16 protein-coding genes are annotated in these 17,700 nt (G+C 65.5%); 9 read left to right on the top strand and 7 right to left on the bottom strand.

The window, feature by feature from the left end:
• Positions 1–116 precede the first annotated feature (116 nt).
• The 3 genes from ACTJLC_RS02880 (at position 117) to fghA (ending at position 3,768) form a co-directional block, all read left to right on the top strand.
• Positions 117–1,562 (top strand): xylulokinase, encoded by a 1,446-nt coding sequence (locus tag ACTJLC_RS02880; RefSeq protein WP_440843236.1) that lies wholly within the window; start codon positions 117–119, stop codon positions 1,560–1,562.
• 224 nt (positions 1,563–1,786) lie between these two features.
• Positions 1,787–2,893 (top strand): S-(hydroxymethyl)glutathione dehydrogenase/class III alcohol dehydrogenase, encoded by a 1,107-nt coding sequence (locus ACTJLC_RS02875; RefSeq protein ID WP_114163143.1) that lies wholly within the window; start codon positions 1,787–1,789, stop codon positions 2,891–2,893.
• Positions 2,894–2,916: 23 nt separating this feature from the next.
• Positions 2,917–3,768, top strand: coding sequence for an S-formylglutathione hydrolase (gene fghA, locus ACTJLC_RS02870; RefSeq protein WP_154873465.1), 852 nt, complete (start codon positions 2,917–2,919; stop codon positions 3,766–3,768).
• A 54-nt stretch (positions 3,769–3,822) separates the two neighbouring features.
• Here the strand turns inward: fghA and ACTJLC_RS02865 are convergent, their stop codons facing one another.
• The 4 genes from ACTJLC_RS02865 to ACTJLC_RS02850 form a co-directional block, all read right to left on the bottom strand.
• On the bottom strand, positions 3,823–4,605 hold the full coding sequence (locus ACTJLC_RS02865; RefSeq protein ID WP_073426954.1) for a metal ABC transporter permease: 783 nt from the start codon (positions 4,603–4,605) through the stop codon (positions 3,823–3,825).
• Positions 4,598–5,521, bottom strand: a complete 924-nt coding sequence (locus tag ACTJLC_RS02860; RefSeq protein ID WP_073426955.1) for an ABC transporter ATP-binding protein — start codon at positions 5,519–5,521, stop codon at positions 4,598–4,600. Before ACTJLC_RS02860 ends, ACTJLC_RS02865 begins: the two co-directional genes overlap by 8 nt.
• Entirely contained in the window at positions 5,518–6,498 is a 981-nt protein-coding gene (locus tag ACTJLC_RS02855) for a metal ABC transporter solute-binding protein (RefSeq protein WP_440843235.1), read from the bottom strand. The genes ACTJLC_RS02860 and ACTJLC_RS02855 overlap by 4 nt, the downstream gene beginning before the upstream one ends.
• Positions 6,499–6,598: 100 nt before the next feature.
• Complete coding sequence (locus ACTJLC_RS02850; protein ID WP_073426957.1) at positions 6,599–7,075, bottom strand: Fur family transcriptional regulator; 477 nt, start codon at positions 7,073–7,075, stop codon at positions 6,599–6,601.
• A 331-nt stretch (positions 7,076–7,406) separates the two neighbouring features.
• On the opposite strand from ACTJLC_RS02850, the gene ACTJLC_RS02845 reads away from it, so the two are divergent.
• The 6 genes from ACTJLC_RS02845 (at position 7,407) to ACTJLC_RS02820 (ending at position 13,436) form a co-directional block, all read left to right on the top strand.
• The gene (locus tag ACTJLC_RS02845) at positions 7,407–8,189 is read left to right on the top strand and encodes an L-iditol 2-dehydrogenase (RefSeq protein ID WP_083083254.1); all 783 of its coding nucleotides are present in this window, start codon (positions 7,407–7,409) and stop codon (positions 8,187–8,189) included.
• A gap of 83 nt (positions 8,190–8,272) precedes the next feature.
• A complete protein-coding gene (locus ACTJLC_RS02840) occupies positions 8,273–9,595 on the top strand; it encodes an ABC transporter substrate-binding protein (RefSeq protein WP_073426959.1) in 1,323 nt (440 codons plus the stop codon).
• A gap of 186 nt (positions 9,596–9,781) precedes the next feature.
• Entirely contained in the window at positions 9,782–10,717 is a 936-nt protein-coding gene (locus tag ACTJLC_RS02835) for a carbohydrate ABC transporter permease (protein WP_073426960.1), read from the top strand.
• 38 nt (positions 10,718–10,755) lie between these two features.
• Positions 10,756–11,589, top strand: a complete 834-nt coding sequence (locus tag ACTJLC_RS02830) for a carbohydrate ABC transporter permease (RefSeq protein ID WP_227470792.1) — start codon at positions 10,756–10,758, stop codon at positions 11,587–11,589.
• Positions 11,586–12,275 (top strand): HAD family hydrolase, encoded by a 690-nt coding sequence (locus ACTJLC_RS02825; RefSeq protein ID WP_310129954.1) that lies wholly within the window; start codon positions 11,586–11,588, stop codon positions 12,273–12,275. Before ACTJLC_RS02830 ends, ACTJLC_RS02825 begins: the two co-directional genes overlap by 4 nt.
• Positions 12,276–12,326: 51 nt before the next feature.
• Positions 12,327–13,436 carry an ABC transporter ATP-binding protein gene (locus ACTJLC_RS02820; protein WP_073426963.1) on the top strand — a complete coding sequence of 370 codons (1,110 nt, stop codon included), beginning with the start codon at positions 12,327–12,329 and terminating at the stop codon, positions 13,434–13,436.
• A 58-nt stretch (positions 13,437–13,494) separates the two neighbouring features.
• Here ACTJLC_RS02820 and ACTJLC_RS02815 read toward each other — a convergent pair whose 3' ends face one another.
• The 3 genes from ACTJLC_RS02815 to dalD all read right to left on the bottom strand — a co-directional run bounded on the left by ACTJLC_RS02815 (position 13,495) and on the right by dalD (position 17,538).
• Positions 13,495–14,442, bottom strand: a complete 948-nt coding sequence (locus ACTJLC_RS02815) for a sugar-binding transcriptional regulator (protein ID WP_073426964.1) — start codon at positions 14,440–14,442, stop codon at positions 13,495–13,497.
• Between the two features lie 90 nt (positions 14,443–14,532).
• On the bottom strand, positions 14,533–16,014 hold the full coding sequence (xylB, locus tag ACTJLC_RS02810) for a xylulokinase (RefSeq protein WP_310129956.1): 1,482 nt from the start codon (positions 16,012–16,014) through the stop codon (positions 14,533–14,535).
• 114 nt (positions 16,015–16,128) lie between these two features.
• Positions 16,129–17,538 carry a D-arabinitol 4-dehydrogenase gene (gene dalD / locus ACTJLC_RS02805; protein ID WP_310129958.1) on the bottom strand — a complete coding sequence of 470 codons (1,410 nt, stop codon included), beginning with the start codon at positions 17,536–17,538 and terminating at the stop codon, positions 16,129–16,131.
• Between the last annotated feature and the right edge of the window lie 162 nt (positions 17,539–17,700).

Below are 17,700 nucleotides of genomic sequence, written 5' to 3'. Positions count from 1 at the left end.
GATCGTCGGCTTGCTTCCTGGCGCGCTCGCCGAACCGCACGGTTCTGAGAAAAACGACGCCTTCCCCGGCAGCGTTTGCACGCTGTTCTCCATTCCAACTTGACGTTCTATCTCCCATGAGCTTTCTCGGCATCGACCTCGGCACCGGTTCCCTCAAGGCAGCGATCGTCGACGAAAACGGCCGCGAGCAGGCGGTGGCGAGCGTCGCTTATGCACTCGAAACACCCCATGCGGGTTGGGCGGAAACTTCCGTGCAGACCTGGTGGCGCGCGCTGTGCGAAGCGATGGCGCGCTTGCCTGCCGACGCGCGGCTCGGCGTGCAGGCCATCGGCTTCTCCGGGCAGATGCACGGCGTCGTGCTGATCGACGCCGAGGGCGAAGCGGTGCGCCCCGCGATGTTGTGGCCCGACACGCGCGCCTTGGCCTTGCTCGATCAGTGGCGCGAGCCGCAGCCGAATCCGGTGGCGCCCGGCATGGCCGGCCCCTTGTTGAGCTGGATCGTGCGGCACGAACCGCAAGCCGCGCGCAAGACGCGCTGGGCGTTGCAACCGAAAGACTGGTTGCGCGTGGCGCTGGGCGGCGCGGTGCTCACCGATCCCTCGGACGCTTGCGCGACCGCGCTCGCCGACCCGGCCGGCGCATGGGACGACGCGCTGCTTCAGCGGCTCGGTATTCCGCGTGAGTGGTTCGCGCCGTTGGCGCCGTCTTATGCCGCGGGCGGCGCGTTGTCGGCGAAGGCGGCGCAGGCGCTGGGGCTGCGCGCCGGCATCGTGCTCGCGACCGGCGCCGCAGATACACCCTGCGCAGCGTTAGGCAGCGGACTCGCGCGCGACGGCGACGCGTTGCTCACCACCGGCACCGGCGGACAAATCGTCGTGCTCGCCGAGCGGGAGCCTGTGGCGGTGAAGGGACTGCATCGCTATCGGGCGGCGAGCGATCACTGGTATCGGATGGCGGCGATGCAAAACGTCGGTATCGCGCTCGAGCGCGTGCGCGGATGGTTGTCGTACGAATGGGCGGACGCTTATCGCGATGCGTTTGGCGATGCAACCGGCGCAGCCGTCAAGGCGCCTACGGGCCTAAGCTTTCTCCCCTACCTCACCGGCGAGCGCACGCCCTGGCTCAACCCCGCGGCGCGCGGCGGCTGGCTCGGCCTCGCGCTCGACCACACGCGCGGCACGATGATGCGCGCCGCTTTCGAAGGCGTCGCTTTCTCGCTGCGCGCCGGTCTCGACGCGATCCGCGCGAGCGGCGCCAGCGTGACGACGCTGAAGCTCGCGGGCGGCGGTTCCGTCGACGCGCGCTGGCGTCAATTGCTCGCCGATGCGTTGAACGTCGAACTGCACGCGGTCGATTGCCCGAACGCGGCGCCGCGCGGCGCGGCGATTCTCGGCGGCCTCGCGAGCGGGCATTGGCATGCCGGCGATCTCGCCGCGCTCGCGCCGGGCGCGACGCGTGTCGCGGGTCCGCAAGGCGATGCGGCGCTCGCCGAACGCTACGCGCGCTTTCTCGATCTGTACGGCCGCGTGGAGACATGGTTCGACGACACCGCGCGCCGGTAACCGCGGCGATGTCAGCTACCGACAATGCTGCGGCGCACTTTGCAATACCATGACGCTTCCCGCACGTTAAGCTATGGCTCGGCAAGCCGTGCAGGGCGACTGCGCCAGCGCGAGTCCGTGAAGCGACACACGCACGGCCGCAGCTTCCGAACCGGACAACAGCGCGTCGCGAGATTTCCCACCGCGACGCGACTCGCATTCACAGACTCACAGGAGCATTCACGATGAAGACCAAAGCAGCAATCGCATGGAAAGCCGGCGCCCCGTTGACCATCGAGGAAGTCGATCTCGAAGGGCCGCGCGCCGGTGAAGTGCTGATCGAAGTGAAGGCGACGGGCATCTGCCACACCGACTACTACACGCTCTCCGGCGCCGATCCCGAAGGCATTTTCCCGGCGATTCTCGGCCATGAAGGCGCGGGCGTGATCGTCGATGTCGGTCCCGGCGTCGGCACGCTGAAGAAGGGCGATCACGTGATTCCGCTCTACACGCCGGAATGCCGCCAGTGCAAGTTCTGTCTGTCGCGCAAGACCAACCTGTGCCAGGCGATCCGCTCGACGCAAGGCAAGGGGTTGATGCCCGACGCGACCTCGCGTTTCTCGCTGGACGGCAAGCCCTTGTTCCACTACATGGGCACGTCCACGTTTTCGAACTACATCGTCGTGCCGGAAATCGCGGTCGCGAAGGTGCGTGAAGACGCGCCGTTCGACAAGATCTGCTACATCGGCTGCGGCGTGACCACCGGCGTCGGCGCGGTTGTGTATTCGGCGAAGGTCGAGGCGGGCGCGAACGTGGTGGTGTTCGGTCTCGGCGGCATCGGCCTGAACGTGATTCAAGGCGCGAAGATGGTCGGCGCGGACAAGATCATCGGCGTCGATCTGAACCCCGGCCGTGTCGAGTTGGCGAAGAAATTCGGCATGACGCACTTCATCAACCCGAACGACGTCGAGAACGTGGTCGATCACATCGTGCAACTCACCGATGGCGGCGCCGATTACTCGTTCGAATGCATCGGCAACACCAAGGTGATGCGCCAGGCGCTGGAGTGCACGCACAAGGGCTGGGGGCAGTCGTTCATCATCGGCGTGGCGGCGGCGGGCGAGGAGATCAGCACGCGTCCGTTCCAACTGGTGACGGGCCGCGAGTGGAAGGGCTCGGCGTTCGGCGGCGCGCGCGGCCGTACCGACGTGCCGAAGATCGTCGACTGGTACATGGAAGGCAAGATCAATATCGACGACCTGATTACGCACCGTCTGCCGCTCGAGCGCATCAACGAAGGCTTCGATCTGATGAAGAAGGGCGAGTCGATCCGCTCCGTCGTGCTTTATTGACCCGCGTAAAAAGGAGCATCGCGATGCTTGAACTCTTGTCGCAGCATGCCTGCCACGGCGGCGAGCAGCGTATCTACCGGCATGACTCGCAGACCATCGGTCTGCCGATGCGCTTCTCCGTGTATTTGCCGCCGCAGGCCTTGCAGGCCAACGCGAACGTGCCCGCGCTGTTCTATCTCGCGGGACTGACCTGCACGGAAGAGACTTTTCCGATCAAGGCCGGCGCGCAACGCTTCGCCGCGCAGCACGGCATCGCGCTGATCTCGCCGGACACCAGTCCGCGCGGCGCGGGCGTGCCGGGCGAAAGCGCGGCGTGGGACTTCGGCGTGGGCGCGGGCTTTTATGTCGACGCGACGCAGCAGCCGTGGGCGCAGCACTATCGGATGTACTCGTACGTGCGTGATGAGCTGCGCGAAACGGCGCTCGCGAATCTGCCGGTGGACGGCGCGCGCCTCGGGATCTTCGGGCATTCGATGGGCGGTCATGGCGCGTTGATGCTGGCGCTGCGCAATCCTGAGATTTATCGCTCGGTGTCGGCGTTCGCGCCGATTGCCGCGCCTTCGCGTTGCCCGTGGGGCGAGAAGGCGTTCAGCGGTTATCTCGGCGAGGACCGTGCAGCCTGGAAGCAATACGATTCGAGCGAACTGGTCGCGCATGCGCAGCGCAAGTTCGCGCAGGGCATTCTGATCGATCAGGGGCTCGCGGATCAATTCCTCGCCGAGCAACTGAATCCCGATGTGTTCGAGGCCGCCTGCAAGGCCGCGGGGCAGCCGCTCACACTACGCCGCCACGCGGGCTACGACCACGGTTACTACTTCATCTCGACCTTCATCGAGGATCACATCGCGCATCACGCGAAGGTGCTGCTCGGCTGAAGTCCTGGGGCGATCGCGGCGGCATTCAGGTGTGTGCCGCCGCGATCCGCCAACTCAGCGCCGCATCAACAGACTCCCGCCATACACCGCCGCCGACAGCACGGTAATCCAGAAACTGGTCGGCCAATCGGTATGGAATGCCAGCGTCAATCCCAGCCACGCCTGCACCAGCGCGAACGCGGCGGCGAGCACGAGGCCGATCGAAAGCCGCGTGGTCACGTTTTGCGCCGCGGCGGCCGGACCGACCATCAGCGTGAACACCAGCAGCACGCCGACGATCTGCGTGCACGCCGCCACGGCCAGCGCGGCGATCGCCAGAAACAGCACCGACACGAGACGCAACGACACGCCCTTGGCCTCGGCCAGTTCCGGCTGCAACGAAGCGAACAGCAGCGGCCGCATGATCGCTGCGAGCGCCAGCAAACTGACGACGCCCAACGCCGCGAGCACGCCGAGCGTCGACGTATTCACGCCGAGCACGTTGCCGAACAGCAGTGCGGTGACCTGGGTCGCGTAGGCGGTGAAGAAGTGCAGAAACAGCAGGCCGAAACCGAGCGACAGCGAGAGAATCACGCCGATCGCCACATCGCGTCCGGCGAGACGCTCACCGAGCGCGCCCATGCCGACGCCCGCCGCGAGCGTGAAGCCGATCATCCCCCAGATCGGCGAAATGCCGATCAGCACGGCGCCGGTCGCGCCGGTGAAGCCGACGTGCGAGAGCGCATGACCCGCGAAGGTTTGTCCGCGCAGCACCAGAAAATAGCCGACCACGCCCGCCAGCACCGCGACGATCCCCGACGCCGCGAACGCGTTCACCATGAAATCGTATTCAAACATCGTGCGTGTGTCCGTTGCGTGAGTCGTGCTGGTGCCCATGCGTATGCGCATGGCCGCCGTTCTCGTCGTGTTCGTGCTCGTGATCGTGCTTTTCGACTTCGACGTCGCCCGACATCACGAAGATGCGGCCGTTCACGCGCATCACGTCGATCGGCGAGCCGTAGAGGCGCGAGAGCACCGGCTTCGTGATCACTTCATCGACGGTGCCGAGCGCGGCCACGCCACTGCCGAGGTACAGCACGCGATCGAGCGCGTTCAGGAGCGGATTCAGTTCGTGCGCCGAAAACAGCACGGCGATGCCGAGTTCCTGCTGCACGCGCCGCACCAGTTCGACTACGCTCTTCTGATGATGCGGGTCGAGGCTGATCAGCGGTTCGTCGAGCAGCAGCAGCCTGGGGTTGCCGAGCAGGCATTGCGCGAGCAGCAGGCGCTGACGCTCGCCGCCCGACAGTTCCGACAACGGCCGTTCGGCCAGCTTGCGTCCGTCGACCAGATCGAGCACGCGTTCGACATCCGCGCGGGTCGCGCTGTCCGCGTGCGGCAAGCCCCAGCGGTGGCCGTCGGCCGCCATCGCGACGAAATCGCGGCCGCGCACGCGGCGCCCGGCGAGCGCGCTGCGTGTCTGCGGCATGTAGCCGATCGACGCGTTGCCGCGCTCGACCGGTTGCCCGAGCACGCGAATCGCGCCGTTGGCCGCCGGCACGAGGCCGAGCACGGCGCGCATCAACGTGGTCTTGCCCGCGCCGTTCGGCCCGAGCACGCCGATGAATTCGCCCTGGTTCACGACCAGACCCGTGTCGCGCAGAATCACGCGGCCGCCGAGTTCGAGCGTGACGTGCTCGAGTTCGAGCACGGGCGCGTGCGGTGCCGCGCTCGTCGATGGATTTGCCGGCGTGGCGCGGCCAGTCGGATTCATTGCGTTGTTCCTTTGACACTCGAAGTGGCTGCCGCCTTCGGGCCGCCTGCCGCCTTGCCCGTATCGCCCGCGGCGAGCGCCGCGCCCAGCGCGTCGAGCTGCTTGAGCATCCACGTCTGATAGGTGTTGCCGGTCGTTTCGGTTTCGGTGACGCTCATCGTCGGCACCTTTGATTGCTGCGCGAGCTTCAACATGCGTTGGGTCAGGGCCTCGGTTGCCTGGCTGTTATAGATCAGAACACGCACGCGCTTTTCGCGCAGATCGCGTTCGAACGCGGCGATATCGGCCGCGCTTGCTTCGGTGTCGTTCATCGTCGCCATCTGGAAGCGCAAGTTGCGCATCGTGAGGCCGATCGCGTCCGACATATAGCCGAACACCGGCTCCGTTGCCGTCACCGGCACGCCGGCGTAGCGGCCATGCAGGTCGGCGACCTTCGCGTCGATCGGCTTCAGCGAATCGAGAAACTTCGCGAGGTTCGCATCGTACGCCGACTTGTGCGCCGGGTCAGCCGCGACGAGCGCTTCGCTCACCGCGCGCGCCACCTTCGGCATGGTTGCCGGGTCGTACCAGAGGTGCGGATTGTCGCCGCTCTTCTTGCCGACCAGCTCGGCGGCGACGATCGTCGTGCGTTTCGTGTTCTTCGACGCGGCCAGCAATTTTGCCATCCACGGATCGTAGTCGGCGCCGTTGTAGACCACAAGGCTCGCATGCTCCAGCGCGCGCGCGGTCTTCGGGCTGGCTTCGAACAGATGCGGGTCCTGGTCCGGATTGCTCAGGATGCTCGTCACGTCGACGCGCTCGCCGCCCAGTTGACGCACCACGTCGCCGTAGAAGTTTTCGGCGGCGACTACGGGGATTTTCGTATCCGCGGCAAACGCGTTGTGGCCGAGCGCGCAGACGGCAGCGGCGGCGGCCACGTACTTCGACAGCTTCAGCGCACGGTGCGCTCCGAATAACATCGAGCCGATTTTCTTCATCGTTGTTTCCTGCTGCGTGAGAGGTGGATGGGTCAAAGGGTTTCAGGAGCGGCGAGCCGCGGCCTGGATGCCAGGGCCGCGTGCCGCGTTCGGGCGACGCTCAAGCCGGCGCGCCCGGCTGCGTCGCGCGAGCGCACACCGCGCACAAGCCGCTCAATTCGACGACCTGCCGATGCACCTCGAAGCCGTGCGCCGGCGCGCTGTGCGACAACTGTTCCGCGAGATCGTCGCCGGGAATCTCGACGGTCGCGCCGCAGCGATCGCACATCAGGAACTGGCTGCGATGCGGCACGCCGACTTCGCAGCAGGCCACGTAGGCGTTCTTCGATTCGATCCGATGGACGAAGCCGTGCGCGAGCAAAAAGTCGAGCGCGCGGTAGACGGTGGTGGGCGGCATCCGGCCGCGTTGCGGTTCGAGCGCGGCCAGCAACTCGTAGGCGCCGACCGGCCGTTCGCTCGCGACGATCGCCGCATACACCTGACGACGCAGCGGCGTGAGCGCGAGCCCGTGCAAGGCGGCGTGCGCGTCGGCGTGCGCGAGCCGCACGGCGTGATGTTCTGCAATCGATGTAGCCATATCAGTACGGACCTCCTGACGAAGCGGCATGTCGGCGGCAACGAACCGGCAAGGTTGCGGAGCGGTGCGAGTCGGCAATGATATAACGTATCTCGAATTTTTGTCAGTCGTCTGAACGTCGAGCGCGGTGTCCGCATTCATTGCTCGAAGCGACATCGCTGCGGGAATCACGTCCCATGCGGTCCTGCCGCGCTGCACCATCGAAATCTCACTGCGCGCCTTGACATGACCCGGTCCGTATCCGATCATTCGATCACAAACAGAGCAATTGTTCGCGCAATGAGCGTTCGCTCACCGCGCCTCAAAAAGCGAAACGAACCGGAGACGAGCAGTGTCGGCACGATTGCAAGACAAGGTGGCCATTCTGACGGGCGCGGCAAGCGGCATCGGTGAGGCCGTGGCCCGGCGATATCTGGACGAAGGCGCGCGCTGCGTGCTGGTCGACGTGAAGCCGGCGGGCAGTTTCGGCGACGCGCTGCGCACCGCCTACGGTGACCGCGTGCTGACGGTCCGGGCCGACGTCACGCGCCGCGAAGACATCGATCGCATCGTGGCGAGCACGCTGGAGCGCTTCGGCCAGATCGACATTCTGTTCAACAACGCGGCGCTCTTCGACATGCGCCCGATCCTCGATGAATCCTGGGACGTGTTCGACCGCCTCTTCGCGGTCAACGTGAAGGGCATGTTCTTCCTGATGCAAGCCGTCGCGCAGAAGATGGTCGAGCAGGGCCACGGCGGCAAGATCATCAATATGTCGTCGCAAGCCGGGCGGCGCGGCGAGGCGCTGGTGTCGCATTACTGCGCGACCAAGGCCGCCGTGTTGAGCTACACGCAATCCGCGGCACTGGCGCTCGCGCCGCACAAGATCAATGTGAACGGCATCGCGCCGGGCGTCGTCGATACGCCGATGTGGAACGAGGTCGACGCGCTCTTCGCCCGTTACGAAAACCGGCCGCTCGGCGAGAAGAAGCGCCTCGTCGGCGAAGCGGTGCCGCTCGGGCGCATGGGTGTGCCCGACGATCTGACCGGCGCCGCGCTGTTTCTCGCCTCGGCGGATGCGGACTACATCACCGCGCAAACGCTGAACGTCGACGGCGGCAACTGGATGAGCTGAAGCGCGGCCCTTCATTGCCGCCTTCACACGAATTTCGTCGAATAAACGCAGCATCACATAACGTACGAGAAAGGAGACAACACATGAAACCAGCCCTCAAATCCGCGCTAAAAGCGGCCAGCGCCGGCGCTATCGCCTGCTTCGCGCTGAGCGCGTCGGCGGCCACGGTGACGATCGCGACGCTGAACAATCCCGACATGATCGAGCTGAAGAAGCTCTCGCCCGCGTTCGAGAAAGCCAACCCCGACATCAAGCTGAACTGGGTGATTCTCGAGGAAAACGTGCTGCGCCAGCGCGCCACCACCGACATCACGACCGGCAGCGGCCAGTTCGACGTGATGACGATCGGCGCGTATGAAACACCGCAATGGGGCAAGCGCGGCTGGCTCACGCCGCTCACGAACCTGCCCGCGGATTACGATCTGAACGACGTCGTGAAGACGGCCCGCGACGGCCTTTCCAGCGGCGGCCAGTTGTATGCGCTGCCGTTCTATGTGGAAAGCTCGATGACGTATTACCGCAAGGACCTGTTCGCGGCGAAGGGCCTGAAGATGCCCGATCAGCCGACCTACGAGCAGATCTCCCAATTCGCCGACAAGCTCACCGACAAGCCCAACGGCATCTACGGCATCTGCCTGCGCGGCAAGGCCGGCTGGGGCGAGAACATGGCCTACGGCACGACGGTGGTGAACACCTTCGGCGGCCGCTGGTTCGACGAAAAGTGGAACGCGCAACTGACCTCGCCGGAATGGAAGAAGGCGATCAGTTTCTACGTCGACCTGCTGAAGAAAAACGGCCCGCCCGGAGCGAGCTCGAACGGCTTCAACGAAAATCTCACGCTGATGTCGTCGGGTAAATGCGCGATGTGGATCGACGCCACGGTCGCCGCCGGCATGCTCTACAACAAGCAGCAATCGCAGATCGCGGACAAGGTCGGCTTTGCCGCCGCGCCGGTCGCCGTCACGCCGAAGGGTTCGCATTGGCTGTGGGCGTGGGCGCTGGCGATTCCGAAATCGTCGAAGCAAACCGACGCGGCGAAGAAGTTCATCACGTGGGCCACCTCGAAGCAGTACATCGAACTGGTCGCGAAAGACGAAGGCTGGGCCTCGGTGCCGCCGGGAACGCGCCAGTCCACGTATGCGCGCCCCGAGTACAAGCAGGCCGCGCCGTTCGGCGACTTCGTGCTGAAGGCGATCGAAACGGCCGACCCGGAACATCCGACGGCGAAGCCGGTGCCGTACACGGGTGTGCAGTTCGTCGGAATTCCCGAGTTCCAGTCGTTCGGCACGGTGGTCGGTCAGAGTATCTCGGGTGCGATCGCCGGTCAGATGACGGTCGATCAGGCGCTCGCCGCCGGCCAGGCCACCGCGGATCGCGCGGTGAAACAGGCCGGTTATCAGAAGTAGGTCACGGAGGTAAGTCACTGACTTCCCGTGGCACGCGCCGGCTGACGCCCGTCAGCCGGCTCACGCAGCACAGCGGGCCGTCCTTGCCGCGCACGCGCCGCGACAGCGCTTTCAAATCGCGGTAGCCGAACGCGGTTCGGGCCGCCAAGGCCGACGTCCCGCGCATTACCGAACAGGTGGTCAATCATGCGTCCTCTGCGCCTGCCTCTCATGTCCGCGCATCCCCAGACGGAAAAAGAACGCGAAGTCCGCAAAGCCAATTCCGCCCGCTGGCTGGTTTCGCCCTCGGTCGCGGTGCTGGTGTTGTGGATGGCGATTCCGCTCGCGATGACGATCTGGTTTTCGTTCTCGCGCTACAACCTGCTGAACCCGGACCTGAAGGGTTTTGCCGGTTTCGACAACTACAAATATCTGGCCAGCGATCCGTCGTTCGGCCCCTCGATCGGACACACGCTCGAGTTGATCGTCGCGGTGCTGGTGATCACGGTGGTCGGCGGGGTGCTGATGGCGATCCTGTTCGACCGCAAGTTCTACGGCCAGGGCGTGGCGCGGCTGCTCGCGATCGCGCCGTTCTTCGTGATGCCGACGGTCAGCGCGCTGATCTGGAAGAACATGATCCTGCATCCGGTGTACGGTCTGATCGCGGACGGCATGCGCGCACTCGGCATGCAGCCGATCGACTGGTTCGCCGAGTATCCGTTGACGGCCGTGATCATGATCGTCGCGTGGCAGTGGCTGCCGTTCGCGTTCCTGATTCTGTTCACCGCGATCCAGTCGCTCGATCAGGAGCAGAAGGAAGCGGCGCGCATCGACGGCGCGGGTCCGTTCTCGATGTTCTTCTACATCACGCTGCCCCACCTGAAACGGGCGATAGCGGTGGTGGTGATGATGGAGACGATTTTCCTGCTGTCGATCTTCGCTGAAATCTATACGACCACGGGCGGCGGTCCGGGCACCGCGACCACCAATCTGTCGTACCTGATCTATTCGCTCGGCCTGCAACAGTTCGACGTCGGTCTCGCCTCGGCGGGCGGCATTCTCGCCGTCGTGCTGGCCAACATCGTGTCGTTCTTCCTCGTGCGGATGCTCGCGAAGAACCTGAAAGGGGAGTACGAAAAATGAGTCAAGTTGCCTCCACTCCGGCGTCGAGCGCGGCGCCCATGACCGTGCCGGCCAGGTCGCCGTTCGCCGCGATTCGCCGCGGCATTCCCGGCGTGATCGCCTGGCTGGTCGCGCTGCTGCTGTTCTTTCCGATCTTCTGGATGACGATCACCGCATTCAAGACCGAACAGCAGGCGTATTCGTCGTCGCTATTCTTCATCCCGACGCTCGACAGCTTCCGCGAGGTGTTCGCGCGCAGCAATTACTTTTCGTTCGCGTGGAATTCGATCCTGATCTCGGCGGGCGTCACGGTGCTGTGCCTGATTCTCGCCGTGCCGGCCGCCTATGCGATGGCCTTCTTTCCGACGCGCCGCACGCAGAAAGTGCTGCTGTGGATGCTGTCGACCAAGATGATGCCGTCGGTCGGCGTACTCGTGCCTATCTATCTGCTGTGGAAGAACAGCGGCTTGCTCGATACGGTGTCGGGTCTCGTGATCGTCTACACGCTGATCAATCTGCCGATCGCGGTGTGGATGTCGTTCACGTACTTCGCCGAGATTCCGCGCGACATTCTCGAAGCCGGACGCATCGACGGCGCCGCGACGTGGCAGGAGATCGTCTATCTGCTGATGCCGATGGCGTTGCCCGGACTCGCCTCCACCGCGCTGCTGCTCGTGATCCTGTCGTGGAACGAAGCGTTCTGGAGCATCAATCTATCGAGTTCGAGCGCGGCGCCGCTGACCGTGTTCATCGCCTCGTACTCGAGTCCTGAAGGCCTGTTCTGGGCCAAGCTGTCCGCCGCCTCGCTGCTCGCGGTCGCGCCGATCCTGATCGTCGGCTGGTTGTCGCAAAAGCAACTGGTGCGCGGTCTCACCTTCGGGGCGGTCAAATGACGGCAGGCAATCTCGCCCTGATCTGCGATTGCGACGGCGTGTTGATCGACAGCGAAGCCGTGGCGGCGCGCATGCTGGTGCACGAACTCGAAGCCCGCTGGCCGGGCAGCGACGTCGAGCCGGTCGTGCTGCCGCTGCTCGGCTTGCGCATCGAGAGAGTGTTGCAAGGCACGGCGACGCAGCTCGGTAAGAGTCTCACCGTCGAGGACATCGACGCGATTCGCCGCGCGGTGGAAGCGGCGGCGATGCAGGCGAGCGCGGTCGAAGGCATCGTGGCCGCGCTCGGCCAGGTGCCGCTCATCAAGGGGTGCGCGAGCAATAGTTACCGCCCCTACGTGGAAGCCGTGCTGGCGCGCACCGGCCTCGTGACGTTTTTCGGCGACCGTCTTTTTTGCGCCGATGCCGTGCCCAATCCGAAGCCCGCGCCCGATGTCTATCTCGCGGCGGCGCAAGGCCTGGGCCTCGCGCCATCCGCGTGCCTCGTGGTGGAGGACAGCGTCACCGGCGTGACGGCGGCGAGCGCGGCGGGCATGACGGTGCTCGGTTTCATCGGCGGCGGCCATGCGAGCGAGGCGCAGATCGGCAAGCTGCACGCAGCGGGCGCGCGTCAGGTATTCGACGACATGCGGCAGTTGCCCGAACTGGTCGCGCAATGGACGCTGAGCGCGACGGCGGCGGCGCCGTAAGCGCGCTTCATCAACGCATAAGCAACACACAGCATGACACGGAGACACATCATGGCAAGCGTAACTCTGCGCAACATCAGAAAGGCTTACGACGACAACGAGGTGATGCGCGACATCAACCTCGACATCGCGGACGGCGAGTTCGTCGTGTTCGTGGGCCCGAGCGGTTGCGGTAAATCGACGCTGATGCGAATGATCGCCGGCCTCGAGGACATCAGCGGCGGCGATCTCACCATCGACGGCACGCGCATGAACGACGTGCCGCCCGCCAAGCGCGGCATCGCGATGGTGTTCCAGTCGTACGCGCTGTATCCGCACATGACGCTGTACGACAACATGGCGTTCGGCCTGAAGCTCGCCGGCACCAAAAAGCCGGAAATCGACGCGGCCGTGCGCAACGCGGCGAAGATCCTGCACATCGACCATCTGCTCGATCGCAAGCCCAAGCAGCTTTCCGGCGGCCAACGCCAGCGCGTGGCGATCGGCCGCGCGATCACGCGCAAGCCGAAAGTGTTCCTGTTCGACGAACCGCTGTCGAACCTCGACGCCGCATTGCGCGTGAAGATGCGCCTCGAATTCGCGCGCCTGCACGACGAACTCAAGACCACGATGATTTACGTGACGCACGATCAGGTCGAAGCGATGACGCTGGCCGACAAGATCGTCGTGCTGTCGGCGGGCAATCTGGAACAGGTCGGCAGCCCGACGATGCTGTATCACGCGCCCGCTAATCGCTTCGTCGCGGGTTTCATCGGCTCGCCGAAGATGAATTTCATGGAAGGCATCGTGCAGTCGGTCGCGCATGACGGCGTGACGGTGCTGTACGAAACCGGCGAGACGCAGCGCGTCGCGGTGGAACCGGCGTCGGTCAAGCAGGGCGACAAGGTGACGGTCGGCATTCGCCCCGAGCATCTGCATGTCGGCACGACCGAAGACGGCGTGTCGGCGCGCACGATGGCGGTCGAATCGCTCGGCGACGCGGCCTATCTGTACGCGGAGTCGAGCGTCGCGCCGGACGGCCTGATCGCGCGGATTCCGCCGCTCGAACGGCAGTCGAAAGGCGCGGTGCAGAAACTCGGCGCGACGCCGGAACACTGTCATCTGTTCGACAGCGAAGGCAAGGCGTTCCAGCGCAAGATCGTGGAAGTGCTGGCCGCGTGACGACGGGGACGGCGGCGTTCGCGCCGCTGCCTTGGCCACGTTTGGCCGACAACGGCGCTCAGGCTTCGAGCGCCGCCCGCGCGCACAACTCGTCGGTGACGAGTCCCGAGAGCCAGCCGCCCTTGAGCACCGCGATCACCGCTTCGCGCTTGCGCGCGCCGCCGGCAAAGCCGATGGTCGGACGGCGCGGCGGCGAGTCGAGCGGGATGCTCGTCACGCGCCGGCCGGTCGGCGATTCGACATGCGCGCCGCTCGCGTCGATCGTGAGGCCGAGCATTTCGGCCACCGCGCCGTTGCGCATCAACTCCTTCACTTCCGCCGACGTGATGAAGCCGTCCACGTGCAGCGGACATTTCGGCCCGATATCGCCGATGCCGACGAACGCGACATCCGCTTTGGCCGACAGCGATTCGACGATGCGATAAAGCCGGTGATTGCACCATTGCGCGCGCTCGGCCTCGCTATCGGCGAGCAACGGCGCGGGCAGCAGAAAGTGCTTGCCGCCGGTCTTCTCCGAAATGTGCAGCGCGACGTCATAGCGGTTCGAGGAGCCGTCCGAAGCGATCGCCCCGACCATCGACACCAGCCTGTGCTGCGGACGGTCGAGCTGCGCGATCTGATCGACCGCGGCCTTCAGCGTCCGGCCGCTGCTCACCGCGACCACCATCGGTTTTTCCGCGCTGAGATAGCGCTCCATGACCTGCGCGCCGGCCACCGCGAGCTTGCGGTCCACTTCCTCGGACGTATCGCTGTCGACCGGCACCACTTCGCACATGGAGAGGCCGTAACGTTTCGACAGTTGATCGGCGAGCGCGAGGCAATCGGCCAGTTGGTGATCGACGCGCACGCGAATCAGATTCTTTTCCACCGCGAAGGCGACCAGCCGTTGCGCGACCGGGCGCGATACCTGCAACTTTTCGGCGATCTCGTTCTGGGTATTGCCGGCGACGTAGTAGAGCCACGCGGCGCGGGTAGCAAGATCTAATTTTTCTGTGGACTTGGGCACGGTGACGTTCTGCTTGAAGTGCGCCGATGATAGCAGCCGGTCCTCGCGTGTTAACGGGAACAGGCGGAGAACCGGCTGCGCCGGCGTCGCTTACGCGAGCCGCTGACGCGCGGGGTCGAACAGCGGCCGCACGTGGCGGTACAGCGCGCGATACGCGTCGAGCCGTGCGCGCAGTTCCGCGTGACGGCGCGGGTTCGGCGTGAACTCCTTTTCGATCGGCGGTTTGGCGAGCACCTTGTCCGGGTCGCCGCCCGCGGCCAGCCAGCCCAGGCGTGCCGCGCCGAGCGCCGCGCCGGTTTCGCCGCCGCCGTGCTTGCGGGTAGCGGTGTCGAGCGCATCGGCGAGCAGTTGCGCCCAGTAATCGCTGCGCGCGCCGCCGCCGAGCAGCGAGAGCGCCTTCGCTTCGGTGCCGGCCGCGCGCAGCGCGTCGAGGCCGTCGGTGAGCGCGAGGGTCACGCCTTCGAGCACCGCGTAGCCGAGCAAGGCGCGGTCGGTCGCGTGGGTCATGCCGAAGAACACGCCTTGCGCGTACGGGTCGTTGTGCGGCGTGCGTTCACCGGAGAGGTAGGGCAGAAAGAGCGGCGCGGTGTTCAACGCGTCGGCGGGCAGCGCCTCGATTTCGGCGAGCAGGGTGGGTTCGTCGGTGGAAGTGAGCTTGCAAACCCAGCGCAGGCAACTCGCCGCCGACAGCACCACGCTCATCTGATGCCAGCGATCGGGAATCGCGTGACAGAACGCATGCACCGCCGAGGACGGATTCGGCCTGAAGCTGTCGCCGACCACGCATAGCACGCCTGACGTGCCGAGCGACACGAAGCCGTCGCCCGGTTGCGTCGCGCCGATGCCGATCGCGCTCGTGGCGTTGTCGCCGCCGCCCGCCGCGACGACCACGCCGTCGCTCAAGCCGAACTCGCGCGCCACCTCGGGCAGCAGCGTGCCGGACGGCTCGCTGCCTTCGGCGAGCTTCGGCATCTGTGCGCGCGTCATGTCGCAGGCGGCGAGCAGCGAGTCGGACCAGTCGCGTTTGGCGACGTCGAGCCACAGGGTGCCGGCCGCATCCGATGGATCGGATACCTTGCCGCCGGTCAGTTGCAGACGCAGATAATCTTTCGGCAGCAGCACGCAGGCGGTTTGCGCGAAGATCTCGGGCTCGTGGCGCGCGACCCACAGCAGCTTCGGCGCGGTGAAGCCCGGCATCGCGAGATTGCCCGCCACGCTGTGCAGTTCCGGCGCGCGCCCGGTCAGTTCCGCGCATTCCTTGTCGCTGCGCATGTCGTTCCACAAGATCGCGGGACGCAGCACGCGGTCTTGCGCATCCAGCAGCACCGCGCCGTGCATCTGGCCCGACAGGCCGATGCCGCGAATCGCCGCGAACTCGTCGGGATGTTTGGCGCGCAACGCGGCGAGCGCGGTGCGCGTGCCGGCCCACCAGTCCTCGGGATTCTGCTCGGACCAGCGCTGATGCGGGCGCGAAACGGTAAACGGGGAGCCTGCCGTGCCGATCACGCGTCCATTGGAGGCGAGCAGCAGGACTTTCACTTCGGACGTGCCGAGGTCGATGCCGAGATACATGGGCGCGGAACCTTCGTCGTTAGGGATGCGCTACTTTAGCCGCACATCGCGCACGGTGCCATGCGCGTTATGCCTGAGTGCGGGATATTCAAGCGGATTGTTCGAGCGCGATGTTCAGGCCGCGCCGCGTTTGGCCAGCCACACGTCGACGCGCGCGAGCGCGCCCGCCAGCGCCGATTCCAGTTCGGGCGTCTGCGCCATGCTGCCCCACAGCAGCCGGTCGGCGGCGAACGTCTGCAACGGATCGGGCGCCGCGAAGAAGCCGCGCGCGACGCGCTCGTCCATCACGCCGTCCTGATACGCGTAGGGCAGCTTGCCGGCTTGCCAGCGATCGAGAAAGCGGAAGAACAGCGCCGGCAGCATTGCCGTTGCCGCGGGCGTGACGCCGCGCTCGAAGCATTCGGCCAGCGTCGGCGCGATAAAGCCGGGCAGCTTCGAAAAGCCGTCGGCCGCGACACGCTGATTGGTGTCCTGGATATACGGATTGCCGAAGCGCTCGAGCACCACGTCGCGATAACGTTCGAGATCGAGCGGACTCGGCGTGAGACACGGAATCACGTCTTCGGTGACGTAATCGAACGCGAACTTCTGGATGTCCGCGTCGAGCGTGCCTTCGTGAATGTAGTTCAGTCCGACCAGCGTGCCCGCCCACGCAATGCAGCTATGCGTCGCGTTGAGAATGCGGATCTTCGCTTCCTCGTAGGGCAGTACCGAGTCCACGAGTTCCGCGCCGACCTTTTCCCAGGCCGGCCGTCCCGCGATGAAGCGGTCTTCGATCACCCACTGAATGAACGCTTCGCCCATCACCGGGCAGGCGTCGTCGACGCCGGTCGCGGCCTTGACGCGTTCGCGCACGTCCGGCGTGGGACGCGGCGTGATGCGATCGACCATCGAACTCGGCGAGGCGGTGTTGTCGTCGAACCATCGCGCCAGTTCGTTCGCGCCGCGCCGTTCGAGAAACTCGCTCATGCCGGCGTGAAAGCGCTCGCCGTTGCTGCGCAGGTTGTCGCAAGTCTGCAATGTGACGGGACCGGCGCCGCGCTTCATGCGCGCGTCGAGAATCGCCGCGAGCGCGCCGTAGATGGTGGTGTGGCCGCCCTTGAGATCGGTGGCGAGATCGGGATTGGCGGTATCGAGCTTGTGGTGCTCGTCGAGGTAATAGCCGCCCTCGGTGACCGTGAACGAAATGATCTTGCAGGCCGGGTCGGCGCCCGCTTCGATCAGCGCGTCGAGGCTTTCGGTCCACGGCACCACACGCTCGATCGAACGAATCGTTTCATACGCGCGCTCGCCCTGCGGCGTGACGGTTTCGAGCGTGTAGACGCCGTCTTGCGCCGCGAGCGCTTCGAGCACCGCATTCATGTCGCCGCGAATATTGCCCACCGCCAGCGACCAGTGCGGCTCGCCCGCCACGTTCGCTTCATTCAAACGATGCAGATACCACGCCTGGTGCGCGCGATGAAACGATCCCGCGCCGATGTGGAGGATCACGTGTGCGGCCGCGCCGCCTTGCCCGCTGTTCATGTGCGTCTCCTGAATGCCTTGACTCGCACGGCTTGCGCGTGCGTTTTTTCTCTGGATGGAGCATTTGCTCTTACTGTGAACGAATGATCGTATCCGCCGAAACGAAAGTCAAGGCGAGCTCGCAGGGTTTTCGTGGCGCAGCGCGGCGCGGCAGTGCATTCC

The sequence above is a fragment of the Paraburkholderia sp. 22099 genome, assembly GCF_052045835.1.
In the GTDB taxonomy this organism is placed as follows: domain Bacteria; phylum Pseudomonadota; class Gammaproteobacteria; order Burkholderiales; family Burkholderiaceae; genus Paraburkholderia; species Paraburkholderia terricola.
This window is presented reverse-complemented; position numbering and strand designations above follow the sequence as displayed.

What these genes read in the sequence shown, in the direction of transcription:
- ACTJLC_RS02835 (WP_073426960.1), top strand. Translation starts at nt 9,782, where the DNA reads ATGCGTCCTCTGCGCCTGCCTCTCATGTCCGCGCATCCCCAGACGGAA.
- fghA (WP_154873465.1), top strand. Translation starts at nt 2,917, where the DNA reads ATGCTTGAACTCTTGTCGCAGCATGCCTGCCACGGCGGCGAGCAGCGT.
- ACTJLC_RS02865 (WP_073426954.1), bottom strand. Translation starts at nt 4,605, where the DNA reads ATGTTTGAATACGATTTCATGGTGAACGCGTTCGCGGCGTCGGGGATC.
- ACTJLC_RS02850 (WP_073426957.1), bottom strand. Translation starts at nt 7,075, where the DNA reads ATGGCTACATCGATTGCAGAACATCACGCCGTGCGGCTCGCGCACGCC.
- ACTJLC_RS02820 (WP_073426963.1), top strand. Translation starts at nt 12,327, where the DNA reads ATGGCAAGCGTAACTCTGCGCAACATCAGAAAGGCTTACGACGACAAC.
- ACTJLC_RS02875 (WP_114163143.1), top strand. Translation starts at nt 1,787, where the DNA reads ATGAAGACCAAAGCAGCAATCGCATGGAAAGCCGGCGCCCCGTTGACC.
- ACTJLC_RS02880 (WP_440843236.1), top strand. Translation starts at nt 117, where the DNA reads ATGAGCTTTCTCGGCATCGACCTCGGCACCGGTTCCCTCAAGGCAGCG.
- dalD (WP_310129958.1), bottom strand. Translation starts at nt 17,538, where the DNA reads ATGAACAGCGGGCAAGGCGGCGCGGCCGCACACGTGATCCTCCACATC.
- xylB (WP_310129956.1), bottom strand. Translation starts at nt 16,014, where the DNA reads ATGTATCTCGGCATCGACCTCGGCACGTCCGAAGTGAAAGTCCTGCTG.
- ACTJLC_RS02860 (WP_073426955.1), bottom strand. Translation starts at nt 5,521, where the DNA reads ATGAATCCGACTGGCCGCGCCACGCCGGCAAATCCATCGACGAGCGCG.
- ACTJLC_RS02830 (WP_227470792.1), top strand. Translation starts at nt 10,756, where the DNA reads ATGACCGTGCCGGCCAGGTCGCCGTTCGCCGCGATTCGCCGCGGCATT.
- ACTJLC_RS02855 (WP_440843235.1), bottom strand. Translation starts at nt 6,498, where the DNA reads ATGAAGAAAATCGGCTCGATGTTATTCGGAGCGCACCGTGCGCTGAAG.
- ACTJLC_RS02825 (WP_310129954.1), top strand. Translation starts at nt 11,586, where the DNA reads ATGACGGCAGGCAATCTCGCCCTGATCTGCGATTGCGACGGCGTGTTG.
- ACTJLC_RS02840 (WP_073426959.1), top strand. Translation starts at nt 8,273, where the DNA reads ATGAAACCAGCCCTCAAATCCGCGCTAAAAGCGGCCAGCGCCGGCGCT.